Source organism: Micromonospora chokoriensis (genome assembly GCF_000718555.1).
GTDB classification, from domain to species: domain Bacteria; phylum Actinomycetota; class Actinomycetes; order Mycobacteriales; family Micromonosporaceae; genus Micromonospora; species Micromonospora chokoriensis_B.
In genome coordinates this window covers 39,658-53,591 of sequence record NZ_JOAN01000026.1, presented here as the reverse complement: position 1 = coordinate 53,591, position 13,934 = coordinate 39,658, and the positions used below count along the sequence as shown (strand labels likewise).

The window sequence follows — 13,934 nt, the reverse complement described above, 5'->3', positions numbered from 1 at the left end:
GGTGCAGTCGCCAACGATCAGGGGCCTGGCCCGACCGGAGTCAATCCGGTCGCTCGACAGGCCCCTGACAATGGCTCCCCTCAGCGTGGGCGGTTGTTCCAGTTGTAGAACGTCGGGATGTTCTCGAAGTGGTTCCAGGCGCAGACCGCGCTGGAGCCGTCCCCGCCCGACACCTCCGAACGCAACCGCCGTGCGTCCTCGGCCTCCTGAAGCAGCGCGACGAGCGCAGGAGCCGCGTCCCGCACCCGTTCGGTGATCCCGTCGTCCGCTTCGCGCTCAGGCCGCCGGTGACTGGTGATCTCGGGCATGCTCCAACACTCCCTCCAATAGGCGGATCTTGCTGTTGCGGCAGTGCTCGGTCTCCGTACCGTCAAAACGCCCCAGCTCGAAGTAACGGTTGGCGGCATGGCCACCGCCGCAGAAGCCGAAGTACGGGCAGGACAGCCGACACGCCTCCACCCCGGCCAGGAACTCCCTCACCCACGGCGTCTCCGCCGCACCGCCGAGGATCTGCGCCAGCGGGGTCGTCAGCACGTTGCCGCTGCTGAAGTCGCCGTAGCGGGGGTCGGTGAAACCGGCCAACTCCGGGGAGAGCACGGTCACCGAGCCGTCGTGACCGATCGTCGGGATCGGGTCCAGTTGGCGGGGCAGCACCCCGTCCGCCGAGTTGTCGAGCACCGCCGCGGCGTAGCGCAACGACCACTCGATCTCGCGGAGGTGGATCCGGGGCTCCCGGCGCCACGCCGCGACCAACTCCGCCCAGAACGCCGTCACCGCCGAAGCGTCGTGGCGGTTGTCGCGGGTGTTGACTCCCTCGGTCTCCTCGATGTTGATGCCCAACACGTCGCAGCCCAGGTCGAGGAAGTAGTCGTACAGCTCGGTGGCGAGCCCCGGCTCCGGCCGGGACACCACGGCCAGCGCGGAGAAAGGCAACGCACGACGGCGCAGCGCCGCGACGCCGCGCAGGATCCGGTCGTACGCTGGCTGACCGCCCCGGTTGACCCGGTCGCCGTTGCGCGCCCGGGGCCCGTCGACGCTGACGCTCACCCGCATCTCGTGCCGGACGAAGAAATCACACCAGTCGTCGTCGATGAGGGTGGCGTTGGTCTGCACGTGGTGCTCGACCTCGGGCCCGAATGGCGCGATCAGGTCGGCCAGGTGCTCCCGGCCCGCCGCCAACGGCTCGCCGCCATGCCACACCACGGAGAACCGGCCGGCCGTCGCCCAGGGATTGACCGAGGCCGCGACCGCCTCGGCCACCGCCACCGGCATCCGGCGGTCGGCAGCCCGAAACGGCAGGTAGCAGTACGCGCAGTCGAGATTGCAGAGAGTCGTGGGCTGCATGACGACGTACGACGGAACGGCGGCCAGACCGCGCATACCGCTGAACGAGCGTCCCCGAGCAGCCATTGCCCTCCTCCGCCTAGCCTGAGCCCTTCAGGCTAGGCGGCGTTGGCCACTCGGGTGAAGCCCTGATCAGGTGCCCGTACGATCACCGGAGGGTGATCATCCTCGGGTGTGCTGACCGACCATCTGCACGTTGCCGGTGCCCTCGATGATCTCGCCGGCCTGCCACGCCTCGACCCCACGGCCGGTCAGGGTGGCCAGCGCCCGGTCGGCGTCCTCGGCCGACACGATCGCGAACATGCCGACGCCCATGTTGAAGGTCGACTCCATGTCGTGGTCGTCGATCCGACCCTTCGTCTGGATCAGGTCGAAGATCGGCTGCGGCTTCCAGGTGGAGCGGTTGACCACCGCGTCGACGTGCTCGGGCAGCACCCGGACCAGGTTGCCGGGGATGCCGCCGCCGGTGATGTGGGACAGCGCCCGCACCTCGGCCTCGGCGATCAGCTTGAGGCAGTCCTTGGCGTAGATCTTGGTCGGGGTGAGCAGCTCCTCACCGAGGGTCCGCTGCCGACCGAAGTCGTCGATCACGATGTCCAGTCGCATCCGGGCCGCGCCAAGCAGCACGTGCCGGACCAGCGAGTAGCCGTTGGAGTGCAGGCCGGACGAGCGCATGGCGATCACCACGTCGCCCACCTCGACCCGCTCGGGGCTGAGGATGTCGGCTTCCTCGACCACGCCGACGCCGGTCGCGGAGATGTCGTACTCGTCCGGACGCAGGACGCCGGGGTGCTCGGCGGTCTCCCCGCCCAGCAGCGCGCAGCCCGCGTACCGGCAGCCGTCGGCGATGCCCGCGCCGATCTCGGCGACCTTGTCCGGAACGACCTCACCGGTGGCGATGTAGTCGAGCAGGAACAGCGGCTCGGCGCCGCAGGCCACCAGGTCGTCGACGACCATGGCGACCAGGTCGATGCCGACCGTGTCGTGAATGTCCATCTGCTGGGCGATCACCAGCTTGGTGCCCACCCCGTCGGTGGAGGACGCCAGGATCGGGCTCTTGTACTTCTTCGTGTCCAGCCGGAACAGACCGGCGAAGCCACCGAGGTCACCCATCACCTCAGGGCGGCGGGTCTGGCGCACCTTCGACTTGAGCAGCTCCACCGCGCGGTCGCCCGCGTCGATGGAGACGCCGGCGTCGGCGTACGAAACCGAGCGTTTGCGCGGCTGACGGCCAGCGCCGGCCGTCCAGGGCTGGCGGTCGCCGCCAGCGCCGGTCGGGCTGCTTCCTGCGCCGCTGCGCTCGGACACGTGCGTCACGGTTCTCCCCTTTGGTTCTCGGTGCCGCCGGCGGTAGCCGGGCCGCGCCGGTTGGTGCTACGGGCGGTTTGCGGTAACGCCACCCGGAGTGGCGACGGACGAGTCGTTGGTGTGCGGGGCCTCCGGCGCCGAGTTGGCGACCCGTCGGCCCACCCCTTCGAGCACGTGCTTGCCGATCAGGTTGCCGGCCGGCAACTCGATCGGGTACTCCCCATCGAAACACGCCCGACACAACCGGGTCTTCGGCTGCTCGGTCGCGGCGATCAGGCCAGGAAGCGAGACGTAGCCCAGCGTGTCGGCGCCGATGGATCGCCGGATGCCGTCGTTGTCCAACCCGTTGGCCAGCAGTTCCGCCCGGGTGGCGAAGTCGATGCCGTAGAAGCACGGCCAGCTGACCGGCGGGGAGGAGATCCGGACGTGCACCTCCAGCGCCCCCGCCTCGCGCAGCATCCGCACGATGGCGCGCTGGGTGTTGCCGCGCACGATCGAGTCGTCCACGACCACCAACCGCTTGCCCCGGACGTTCTCCCGGAGCGGGTTGAGCTTGAGCCGGATGCCGAGCTGACGCAGGGTCTGCGACGGCTGGATGAAGGTACGACCCACGTACGGGTTCTTCATGAGGCCGGCGCCGTAGGTGATGCCGGACGCCTCCGCGTACCCGATAGCAGCCGGAATGCCGGACTCCGGCACACCGATGACCAGGTCAGCCTCGACCGGGTGCTCGTTGGCCAACTGTCGGCCGATCTGCACCCGCGTCGCGTGCACGTTGCGGCCGGCGATCGTGGCATCCGGGCGGGCGATGTAGACGTACTCGAAGAGGCAGCCCTTGGGCTCCGGCGCGGCGAACCGGGTGGAGCGCAGCCCGTTCTCGTCGATCGCGATCAGCTCGCCCGGCTCGACCTCGCGCACCACGCTGGCACCGACGATGTCCAGAGCGGCCGTCTCGCTGGCGACGACCCAACCGCGCTCCAGGCGGCCGAGCACCAGCGGGCGGACGCCGTTCGGATCGCGGGCCGCGTAGAGGGTCGACTCGTCCATGAAGACGAAGCTGAACGCGCCGCGCAGCTGCGGCAGCACCTCAAGTGCTGCCGCCTCGACCGACAGATCCGGTCGGCCGGCGAGCAGCATCGTCACCAGGGAGGTGTCGTTTGTCGAACCGTCTGCGATGAGGCCGCGCTCGGCGACCTCCTTCTCCAGCTCGGCGGTGTTGACCAGGTTGCCGTTGTGGGCCAGCGCGATGGTCGTGCCGGAGCTGGTCGACCGGATCGTCGGCTGGGCGTTCTCCCAGTTCGACGCGCCGGTCGTGGAGTATCGAGCGTGCCCGATCGCCAGGTGACCGCGCAGACTCGCCAGAGTGGGCTCGTCGAAGACCTGCGCCACCAGACCGAGGTCCTTGTAGACCACCACGCCGGAGCCATCGCTCACCGCGATGCCCGCCGCCTCCTGGCCGCGGTGCTGTAGAGCGTAGAGGCCGAAGTAGGTCAGATTGGCAACCTCTTCGCCGGGGGCCCAGACGCCAAAGACGCCGCAGGCATCCTGTGGGCCAGGTCGTTGGGGGTCAAGGTCGTGGCTCAGCCGGCCGTCGCCTCGGGGCACCTACCGCTCCCTCATGCTGGTCTGGACCGGCTGGGCGGGGATCACGGGCGGATCCACAGTCCTCTGCCGGGACCACTGTCATCGCCTGACAGTGTACGCGAATCGCCGTCAGTACAGAACGTCACGATCTCCCTGCTCAGCGTCACGCCAAGTGGACATCGGGTCGACTAGAGGGGCAGATACGCCGAGAGGTCCGCGCGGTTGCCACTCACCTGGACGCGACCCTCGGTGACCGCCTCCGCCCAGCCAACCCTGCCGGTTGCCAGCTCCAACCAGGTATTCGGTGCCATCTCGACCACGTTTGGTGGGTTTCCTCTGGTGTGTCGAGGCCCCGGTACGCACTGGATCGCCCCGTATGGTGGGACGCGCACCTCCACCGATCGGCCGGGGGCGCGCTCCGCGAGGTCGGCCAATAACGACCGTACCGCCTCCCGGAACACCGGCCGTTCGGGTGTACGCCCCTCGTCGAGCGCCGACATCGCGGCCGTCACGGCAGCGGACTTACTGTGCGGAGAGGACACGACGGGACGATACGACCCCGAGGTCAGACACGCGACGCTGGCCCTGGGTCGCGCTCATGCAGTCGGACAAGGCATAGTTGCCGACGGCGTATTCGAACCGTGATGATCCCCGGCCCGGCGCCCCGCCGGTCAGAGGGAAGTCAGCCCGGAAGGCGGTGGACGTGTCAACACACCGACGTGCCTGGAAGCAGCGGGCCGGTGTGGTCGCAGCGTTGGTTGCCGGCGCTCTGCTCGCCGTCCCCGCCACACCAGCAATGGCTGCACCAAACGTCTCAGATGTCTCGGCCTCGCCAGGCAGCGTTGAGGCCGGCAAGACCACGGAGATCAGCTATTCGCTCGACTTCCAGGGTGCGGAGCCGGCTGACATCAGCGTTAGCTCGAGCAACCCGAAGCTGGCCTACATTGATGGGTGCTCCCGCGGCGCGGTGAAGTCGGGTGGCACCTACAAGGCCACCTTCAAGCTCGCGGATGATGCAGCCAACGGCAGCGCCACGATCACCGTGAAGGCCACGGACTCCGAAGGCGCGATCAAGCAGAGCAGAAGCGCCTCGACCAACGTCACGTTGGTCGGCAAGGCCGCTTCGCCGCCGCCGCAGCAGAATCAGACCGTGCGGTCGATCTCCGGCAAGGTGGTCGCGCAGGCCGACGACAAGGCCGTGCCGAACGCTTTCGTGATTCTGCAGGACAGCGCCGGTCACCGCTACGACGCCACGAGCGACGGCAGCGGCAACTTCCGGTTCACCGGCAGCACCCAGAGCCCGATCACGCCCGGACGGATCAACCTGGGCGCCTCGTTCGACAACATTCAGGCATTCAAGTCCTTGAACGCCGCCGCAGGTCAGTCCATCACCGGACAACGGATCAGCCTCGCGATCAAGGTCGAGGTGACGCCCAGCGCGACCCCGTCCGCCACCCCGTCCGCCACTCCCACCGACGAGGTGACCGACGAGGAGGGCACCGAGGAGGAGCCCACCACCGAGGCCAGCGATGGTGCTCCGGCGAACGCTTCGAACAACGACGAAGACAGCGGCGGCATCGGCTCGTACTTGATCATCCTGCTCGGTGGTCTTCTGGTCGCCGCCGGTGTCGGCACGATCGTGCTGCTCTGGATGCGGCGCAAGGAGAACGGCGACGACGACGACGCTCCGGCTGCCGCTGGTGGCGGCGGTGTGGTGCCGCCGTCGCGGGGCGGGTTCCGTGGCCCCGACGACCAGACCCGGGTGGTCGGCGGTCGTCCCGGCGGAGCCGACCCGACCATGGTCGGCGGCGCGGCGCTGAGCGAGGCACCGACGATGATGCACCGCCCGGTGGTCGACGACGTCCCGCCGGACCCGTACGGCGCGCCTGCCTCGGCGTACGGTGGCGCGGCCCAGCAGGGCTGGGGCGGCTCCGCCTACGCCGACGAGCCGGCCAGCCCTGCTGGCCACTACGGCTCAGGTCCCAGCAGTGCGGGTTACGCTCTCGCGCCCGATTCCGGTGCTGGCTACGGTGCCGCTCAGGCCTCCGGTGGCGGCTACGACAGTCGTGACTACAACGCCGCGGGCGGCACCGCCGCCTACCCGCCGGCTCCCGCTGGCCCAGCGGCCTACGGTGAGCGGTTCGACGAGCCGACCGGCCGGTACAGCGGCGACAACACCCAGTACCCGGCCCCGGCCGACCCGTACGCCACCGGCGTCTACCAGCCAGAGCAGGGGCAGGGGTACGGCCAACCCGAACCCACCGCCCCGTACGGCGGGCGCGCTGCCGAGCCGACCGCCGGGTACGGCGGCTCGGAGGCCGGCGGCTATGACCAGGGTGGCTACGGCCAACCGGCCGGCGGGTACGACCAGGGCGGCAGCTACGGCCAGGAGCCCTCGCAGCAACGCGGCGGCTACGGCCAGCCCGCCACCGGGTACGACCAGGGCGGCTACGGCCAGCCCGCCGGCGGGTACGACCAGGGCGGCGGCTACGGCCAAGAGCCCCCGCAGCAACGCGGCGGCGGATACGACGACCGCGGGTACGACCAGGGCGGCTACGACCAGCCCGCCGGGCGCAACCGGCCGGACGCCCCGCCGCCGACCGAGCGCGGCGGTCGCCGCCTCGACTGGCTGGACGACTAACCCACGACAGCGCAGCGAAACGGCCACCCGGAGATCCGGGTGGCCGTTTCGCTGTCGAAGACCAACCCAACCGCGCCGATCTCGCGTTCCTGGAGTGCGGAGTGCGGGCGGTCGGCGCGGTCAGGCGGCGGAGAAGACGCCCTGGCGGAGCATCGGCACGACGTCCGACACGCCGATTCGAACGGCGACATCCACGTCCCCGGCGAAGCCGTTCTCGGTCAACTCCCGACCGGAGACGCTGCCACGCACGGCGGCGGGCACATCCGGGGTGCTCGCCAGCGCGGCGAGCGCCATGGCCGCCTCCACCGAGAGCCCACCCGGCACACCAGAGAGGGCATCCAGCACGGACGCGGCACCGAGCTGATCCTCTACCGACGGACGCAGCGACCCGTCCGGCCACCGCTCGCCCGAGGCGATCACGCCGATCGGGGCATCCACCGTGCCGTACCCCTGGCGGCGCAGCCAACGCCCGACGGCGCGCGCGTTGCGCAGGCACGCAGCGACCACCGGCAGGCCGGTGGCACTGGCGGCGGCGCTGATGGCGGAGCCGTTCGGGGAGGGCAGCACCAGGTCCGCCACCGCGGGTGCGCTGCTCAGCGCCGCTGGCGAGAGCGACCACGGATGCTCCGCGGTCGTCTGCCGACGACCGACCGCAGCGATTGCGCCGACCCGCACGGCGTACTCGGCGGCCTGCTCACCCCAGGGGAACGGGTGCACCCGCATCCCCCGGGCAACCGCCACCTCGACGGCGGTGGTGAACGACAGGACGTCCACCACCACCAGCGCCGCGCAGACCCGACCGAGCTCGGCCGCCCCGGTCAGCCCCCAGTCGAACCGGGCACCGGAACCGGGTTGGCCGTAGACAGCGGCCGTCAACGCCTCAGCGCTCGTCAGGCGACGGCTCGGTGACACCGGAGTCAGACTCGGACGCCCCACCGGGCTGCTCTGCCTCGACCGGCTCGACCGCGCCGGTCTGCGGAGAAGGACCCGAGGAGGCGATCGGCTCGGAGACCACCGCCGCCGCGTCGACCGGCTCAGCCTGCGCGACCGGCAGCGGAACAGCCTCGACCGCACCCGCCACACCGGCGGCCGGCGCGGGCACCTCGACGACCGCCGAGCCCCCGAAGAGGCGCGGCAACGTCTCGGTGTGCGCGGTGCGCAGCTCGTCCAGGCCGATCCGGAACTGACCGTGCACCTCAAGCGCACCGCCGGACGGGTCGGTGACGCCGATCAGCTCGAACGGCACGCCCCGCTCGGCGCAGAGCGCCGCGAACGCCTTGTCGTGGCCGCGCGGCACCGAGACCAGCGCCCGCGTGGCGGACTCGCTGAACAGGTAGACGAACGGCATCGAGCCCTCGGCGAACTGCTCCGGCACCGCCACTCGGGCACCGACGCCGCGACGCAGGCAGGACTCGACCAGGCTCTGGGCGAGGCCCCCGTCGGAGAGGTCGTGTGCCGAGCTGAGGTGACCGACGCGGGCCGCCTCGGCCAGCAACTCGGCGAGCGCCTTCTCCCGGGCGAGGTCCACGTGCGGCGGAATACCGCCGAGGTGCTCGTGCGTCACCCAGGCCCACTCCGAGCCGGACAGCTCCACGTTCGTCTCGCCGAGCAGGTAGAGCTGGTCGTGGTCGCCACCGGCGCGCGGCACGAAGCCCATCGGCACCCGGTCGGCGACGTTGTCCAGCACGCCCAGCACACCGACCACCGGCGTCGGGTGGATGGCCGCCGCGCCGGTCTGGTTGTAGAAGCTGACGTTGCCGCCGGTCACCGGGATGCCCAGCTCCAGGCAGCCGTCCGCCAGGCCGCGCACGGCCTCGGCGAACTGCCACATCACGCCCGGGTCCTCCGGCGAGCCGAAGTTGAGGCAGTTGGTCACGGCGATCGGCTTCGCGCCGGTCACCGCCACGTTCCGGTACGCCTCAGCCAGGGCCAGCTTGGTGCCGTTGTACGGGTCCAGTCGGGCGTACCGGCCGTTGCCGTCCAACGACAGCGCCACGCCGAGACCGGTGCGCTCGTCGATCCGGATCACGCCGCCGTCCTCCGGCTGGGCGAGCACGGTGTTGCCCAGCACGTAGCGGTCGTACTGCTCGGTGACCCAGGTCTTGTCGGCCAGATTCGGCGACGCGATCATGCGCAGTACGGTCTCCCGCAGCGCCTCCGGGTCGGCCGGCCGGGGCAGGGTCTCGGCCCGGTCGGCCTGCAGCAGGATCAGGTCGGCCGGCTCGCGCATCGGCCGGGCGTAGACCGGGCCGTCGTCGACGAGCGAACCCGGCGGCACGTCGACGACAAGGTGGTCCTGCCAGGTGATCGCCAGTCGACCCGGGCTGCCGTCCGGCTCCGGTGCGGTGACCTCACCGATCGCGGTGGCGAGGACGCCCCACTTCTCGCAGGTCTTGAGCACCGCGTCGAGCTTGTCCGGCTCGACGACCAGCAGCATCCGCTCCTGCGACTCGCTCGCCAGGATCTCGTGCGGGTCCATCGAGGGCTCGCGCAGCGGAACCCGCTCCAGCCAGACCCGCATGCCGGTGCTGGCCGCTGCGGCGGTCTCGGTCAGCGCGCAGGTCAGACCGGCGCCGCCGAGGTCCTGGATGCCGACGACCAGCTGGCCGTCGTACAGCTCGAGGCACGCCTCGATCAGCAGCTTCTCGGTGAACGGGTCGCCGACCTGCACGGCGGGGCGGCGGCCCTCGCTGCCCTCGTCGAAGGTGGCGCTGGCCAGCACCGAGACGCCGCCGATGCCGTCGCGGCCGGTCTTGGCGCCCATCAGCACGACAACGTTGCCCGGGCCAGCGGCGGCCTTGTTCTGCAGCCGGCTGACCGGCAGCACGCCCAGGCAGAGCGCGTTGAGCAGCGGGTTGCCCTGGTAGGAGGGGTCGAAGACCAGCTCGCCACCGATGTTGGGCAGGCCCAGGCAGTTGCCGTAGCCGCCAACGCCGGCGACCACGCCGGTGAGCACCCGGGCGGTGTCCGGGTGATCTGCGGCACCGAAGCGCAGCGGATCCATCACCGCGACCGGGCGGGCACCCATGGCGAGAATGTCCCGGACGATGCCACCGACACCGGTCGCCGCACCCTGGTACGGCTCGACGAAGCTCGGGTGGTTGTGCGACTCGACCTTGAAGGTCACCGCCAGCTCGTCGGAGATCTGCACGACACCGGCGTTCTCACCGATGCCGGCGAGCATCCGGTCGCTGGGCGGGGCCTTCTCACTGAACTGGCGCAGGTGCACCTTGCTCGACTTGTAGGAGCAGTGCTCGCTCCACATGATCGAGTACATCGCCAGCTCGGACTGCGTGGGACGGCGGCCGAGAATCTGCCGGATCCGGTCGTACTCGTCGTCGCGCAGACCCAGCTCGGTGTACGGCTGAAGCTCGCCCGGGGTGCCAGCGGCGCGCGGCACAGTGTCCGGGCCGTCGGTCCAGGCGGCGGGGGCCGGCTGAGCGGGAGCGGTCGCCGGTGCGACCGGCTGCGCCGCGCTCGGCTCGGCCGGCTGCGCCGGGGCGGAGTACGCCTCCGGAGTGTCCCGTACCGGGTCCGGATGGGTGGTCATGACCTCTCCTCGCTGCGCAGGTGCCCGCCAGACTCGCTCCTCGCGCTCACGCTGGCGCCCCGACCAGGTGCTTGAGGACCGACGTGAAGAAGCCGAGGCCGTCCAGCGACGGGCCGGTGAGCGCCTCCACCGCGTGCTCGGGGTGCGGCATGATGCCGACCACGTTGCCGGCGGCGTTGGCGATCGCGGCGATGTCGCGCTGGGATCCGTTGGGGTTGCCGCCGACGTAGCGGGCGACCACCCGGCCCTCGGCTTCGAGCTGGTCCAGCGTCGCGGTGTCCGCGACGTAGCAGCCCTCGCCGTTCTTGACCGGGATGAGCACCTCCTGGCCGGGCTGGAACGCGTTGGTCCACGCGGTCCCGGCCGACTCGATGCGCAGGACCTGGTCCCGGTTGCGGAAGTGCAGGTGCTGGTTGCGGGTGAGCGCGCCGGGCAGCAGGTGCGCCTCGCAGAGGATCTGGAAGCCGTTGCAGATGCCGAGCACCGGCAGACCACCCTGGGCGGCGTCCACGATCGTCTCCATCACCGGGGCGAACCGGGCGATGGCACCACAGCGCAGGTAGTCACCGTAGGAGAACCCGCCGGGCAGGACGACCGCGTCGACACCGTGCAGATCCGGGTCGCCGTGCCAGAGCCGGACCGGCTCAGCGCCGGCGATCCGGACGGCGCGGGCCGCGTCCCCGTCGTCGAGCGAGCCGGGGAAGGTGACCACACCTACCCTGGCGGTCACGAGCGGGCGTCCGCGGTCTCGTCGGCCTCGACCAGGCGGACGGTGAAGTCCTCGATGACCGGGTTGGCGAGCAGTTTGTCGGCGATCTCCCGAGCGCGGTCCAGATCCGGTTCACCGGTGAACTCGATCTCGATGCGCCTGCCGATCCGAACCGAGGCGACATCACCGACGCCGAGCCGGGGCAGCGCGTTTGCGACGGCCTGGCCCTGAGGATCGAGGATCTCGGGCTTGAGCATGACGTCGACGACGACGCGAGGCACTGGGCACTCCTGACTGTGTACGCAGTTGGGTGCCGACCCACAACGGGCGAGCGCAGCCAGCCTACCTGGCAGATATCGCTGCGGACGCACCGGCCGGGTGCACTCCAGGCGGTGCTCGGCACCGCCGACGCTCAGGGTGCCCCGCCGGGCGGGAAAGGTGCCCTCAGCAGGGCATATACGGCGTAGCGGGTAGCCAAATCGTTACATTGGGCAACCTCGATCAAATTCTTGACAACGGCCGCCGGAAGCCCTTCCGCGCATCGATGGAAGTCGATTGATTCGGATTCGCCGCACCCGCCTCCACCGCCGACGGGTCGAACATCCACAACTACGGCAGTGTTGCGTACAACCGGGCCTGGATCACCTCGGTGGCCGGTGTCTGACGGTTAGCGCCCGGCGCGACGCGGATGGTCGGGCACGTGCCGGCCGTCCGCGCCGCGCCGTTTTGCAGCATCCGATCAGGTGAACAATGCACCCGATCGGGTCGCGCCACTCCTGACAGCATCGGAAACGTGCTGGTCGTGACGACAGAGCAACTGCCCGGCTACGAGATCCGCCAGATTCTCGGTGAGGTGGTGTCATCGATGGCACGGACGCGCAACCCGTACCGCGAGGGTGTCAAGAACCTGCGCGGTGGCGCGTACGACCCGATGGCCCCGGACAACCTGACCCGGTGGCGTACCGACTCGGTGACCCGACTCGGCGAGGAGGCCCTGCGGCTCGGCGCGAACGCGGTGATCGGCATGCGGTTCGACAGCCGGGACTGCGGCGAGATGTGGATGGAGATCTGCGCGTACGGAACGGCGGTTGTCGCCGTACCCACGATGCCTGAGACCATGCCGGCCGACCAGCCGGCGGTCGCCGCGCAGACCGCCACCGATCCGGCCTTCGCCGAGTCTCTCGGCGGCATCGCCGAACCGGCCAGCGCCCCCAACCTAAGCTCCGCCGCCGAGACCCCAAACCCCTAACCCCACCCCATGTCCGTTGATCATGAAGTTATTGCCCACCGGATCGGCGTGTCACGGCAATAACTTCATGATCAATCGGGGGCAGCCCGGGGCGGGGGTGGGGGTTAGAGGATCGGGGGCGGGCTGTAGGTGGCGGCTTCCGGGTGGGCCGTTACCACCTCCGTGATGCGGCGGGTCACCGCCGCCACCTGCGCCTGCGCTGCGCCGACGAAGGCGCTGCGGTCGGCGACCAGGGTGTCGATGTCGGCGCGGGACAGGCCGAGTCGGCCGTCCGCCGCCAACCGGTCGAAGAGGTCGTTCTCCGGCGAGCCCTTCTCGCGCATCCCCAGTGCCACCGCGACCGCGTGCTCCTTGATCACCTCGTGGGCGACCTCCCGGCCGACGCCCCGACGGACCGCCGCGACCAGGATCTTCGTGGTGGCCAGGAACGGCAGGAAGCGCTCCAACTCCCGGTTGATCACCGCCGGGTACGCGCCGAACTCGTCGAGCACGGTGAGGAACGTCTGGAACAGCCCGTCGGCGGCGAAGAACGCGTCCGGCAGCGCCACCCGACGGACCACCGAGCAGGACACGTCCCCCTCGTTCCACTGGTCACCGGCCAACTCACCGACCATCGACAGGTAGCCCCGGATGATCACGGCGAAGCCATTCACCCGCTCCGACGAGCGGGTGTTCATCTTGTGCGGCATGGCGCTGGAGCCGACCTGACCCGGCTTGAAGCCCTCGGTCGCCAGCTCCTGGCCGACCATCAACCGGATCGTGGTGGCCAGCGACGACGGCGCGGCAGCGGTCTGGGCAAGCGCGGCCAGCACGTCGAAGTCGAGCGAGCGCGGGTAGACCTGCCCGACGCTGTCCAGCACCCGGGAGAAGCCGAGGTGCTCGGCGACCCGCCGCTCCAGCTCGGCCACCTTGTCGGCGTCGCCGTCGAAGAGGTCCAGTTGGTCGGCGGCCGTGCCGACCGGGCCCTTGATCCCCCGCAGCGGGTAGCGGGCGATCAGCTCCTCCAACCGCTCGTACGCGATCAGCAGCTCCTCCGCCGCCGACGCGAAGCGCTTGCCCAGCGTGGTGGCCTGCGCCGCCACGTTGTGCGACCGGCCGGTCATGACCAGCTCAGAGTGCTCGTACGCCAGGAAGGCAAGCCGGGCGAGGGTGGCCACCACCCGATCGCGGATCAGCTCCAGCGAGGCGCGCACCTGGAGCTGCTCGACGTTCTCGGTGAGGTCCCGAGAGGTCATCCCCTTGTGCACGTGCTCGTGCCCAGCGAGCGCGCTGAACTCCTCGATCCGGGCCTTCACGTCGTGCCGGGTGACTCGCTCCCGCTCCGCGATCGAGGCGAGGTCGACCTGGTCGAGCACCCGCTCGTACGCCTCGACCACACCGTCCGGCACCGGCACGCCAAGGTCGCGTTGAGCGCGGAGCACGGCGAGCCAGAGTCGCCGCTCCATCCGGACCTTCTCCTCCGGGGACCAGAGGGCGACCAGTTCGGGCGAGGCGTACCGGTTGGCCAGCACGTTGGGGATCGTCGTCACGTACCTCATTGTTTCGCATC

Annotated in this window: 12 protein-coding genes; 2 read left to right on the top strand and 10 right to left on the bottom strand. The window is 70.4% G+C overall.

The window, feature by feature from the left end; genetic code table 11:
* Nucleotides 1-80 precede the first annotated feature (80 nt).
* The 5 genes from amcA to IF46_RS0128030 all read right to left on the bottom strand — a co-directional run bounded on the left by amcA (nucleotide 81) and on the right by IF46_RS0128030 (nucleotide 4,736).
* The gene (gene amcA, locus IF46_RS0128050; protein ID WP_030491400.1) at nucleotides 81-308 is read right to left on the bottom strand and encodes a multiple cyclophane-containing RiPP AmcA; all 228 of its coding nucleotides are present in this window, start codon (nucleotides 306-308) and stop codon (nucleotides 81-83) included.
* The gene (amcB, locus tag IF46_RS0128045) at nucleotides 277-1,380 is read right to left on the bottom strand and encodes a cyclophane-forming radical SAM peptide maturase AmcB (RefSeq protein ID WP_332261506.1); all 1,104 of its coding nucleotides are present in this window, start codon (nucleotides 1,378-1,380) and stop codon (nucleotides 277-279) included. The genes amcA and amcB overlap by 32 nt, the downstream gene beginning before the upstream one ends.
* Before the next feature lie 126 nt (nucleotides 1,381-1,506).
* Nucleotides 1,507-2,661 (bottom strand): phosphoribosylformylglycinamidine cyclo-ligase, encoded by a 1,155-nt coding sequence (gene purM / locus IF46_RS0128040; protein ID WP_030491398.1) that lies wholly within the window; start codon nucleotides 2,659-2,661, stop codon nucleotides 1,507-1,509.
* Nucleotides 2,662-2,718: 57 nt separating this feature from the next.
* Nucleotides 2,719-4,257, bottom strand: a complete 1,539-nt coding sequence (gene purF / locus IF46_RS0128035) for an amidophosphoribosyltransferase (protein WP_030491397.1) — start codon at nucleotides 4,255-4,257, stop codon at nucleotides 2,719-2,721.
* A gap of 167 nt (nucleotides 4,258-4,424) precedes the next feature.
* Entirely contained in the window at nucleotides 4,425-4,736 is a 312-nt protein-coding gene (locus IF46_RS0128030) for a sterol carrier family protein (protein WP_157563586.1), read from the bottom strand.
* 203 nt (nucleotides 4,737-4,939) lie between these two features.
* On the opposite strand from IF46_RS0128030, the gene IF46_RS0128025 reads away from it, so the two are divergent.
* Nucleotides 4,940-6,877, top strand: coding sequence for a carboxypeptidase-like regulatory domain-containing protein (locus IF46_RS0128025; RefSeq protein WP_232234195.1), 1,938 nt, complete (start codon nucleotides 4,940-4,942; stop codon nucleotides 6,875-6,877).
* 120 nt (nucleotides 6,878-6,997) lie between these two features.
* Here IF46_RS0128025 and IF46_RS0128020 read toward each other — a convergent pair whose 3' ends face one another.
* From IF46_RS0128020 to purS, 4 genes are read right to left on the bottom strand one after another with little or no spacing between them, the layout of a single operon-like run.
* The gene (locus IF46_RS0128020; RefSeq protein WP_030491394.1) at nucleotides 6,998-7,753 is read right to left on the bottom strand and encodes a 2-phosphosulfolactate phosphatase; all 756 of its coding nucleotides are present in this window, start codon (nucleotides 7,751-7,753) and stop codon (nucleotides 6,998-7,000) included.
* A 4-nt stretch (nucleotides 7,754-7,757) separates the two neighbouring features.
* A complete protein-coding gene (purL, locus tag IF46_RS32910) occupies nucleotides 7,758-10,427 on the bottom strand; it encodes a phosphoribosylformylglycinamidine synthase subunit PurL (RefSeq protein ID WP_036393524.1) in 2,670 nt (889 codons plus the stop codon).
* A 46-nt stretch (nucleotides 10,428-10,473) separates the two neighbouring features.
* The gene (gene purQ / locus IF46_RS0128010; protein WP_030491393.1) at nucleotides 10,474-11,157 is read right to left on the bottom strand and encodes a phosphoribosylformylglycinamidine synthase subunit PurQ; all 684 of its coding nucleotides are present in this window, start codon (nucleotides 11,155-11,157) and stop codon (nucleotides 10,474-10,476) included.
* On the bottom strand, nucleotides 11,154-11,417 hold the full coding sequence (gene purS, locus IF46_RS0128005) for a phosphoribosylformylglycinamidine synthase subunit PurS (RefSeq protein ID WP_030491392.1): 264 nt from the start codon (nucleotides 11,415-11,417) through the stop codon (nucleotides 11,154-11,156). The genes purQ and purS overlap by 4 nt, the downstream gene beginning before the upstream one ends.
* A 407-nt stretch (nucleotides 11,418-11,824) precedes the next feature.
* Here purS and IF46_RS0128000 point away from each other — a divergent pair, with 407 nt between their 5' ends.
* On the top strand, nucleotides 11,825-12,385 hold the full coding sequence (locus tag IF46_RS0128000; RefSeq protein ID WP_030491391.1) for a YbjQ family protein: 561 nt from the start codon (nucleotides 11,825-11,827) through the stop codon (nucleotides 12,383-12,385).
* Nucleotides 12,386-12,489: 104 nt separating this feature from the next.
* Here the strand turns inward: IF46_RS0128000 and purB are convergent, their stop codons facing one another.
* The gene (gene purB, locus IF46_RS0127995) at nucleotides 12,490-13,914 is read right to left on the bottom strand and encodes an adenylosuccinate lyase (protein WP_030491390.1); all 1,425 of its coding nucleotides are present in this window, start codon (nucleotides 13,912-13,914) and stop codon (nucleotides 12,490-12,492) included.
* Nucleotides 13,915-13,934 lie beyond the last annotated feature (20 nt).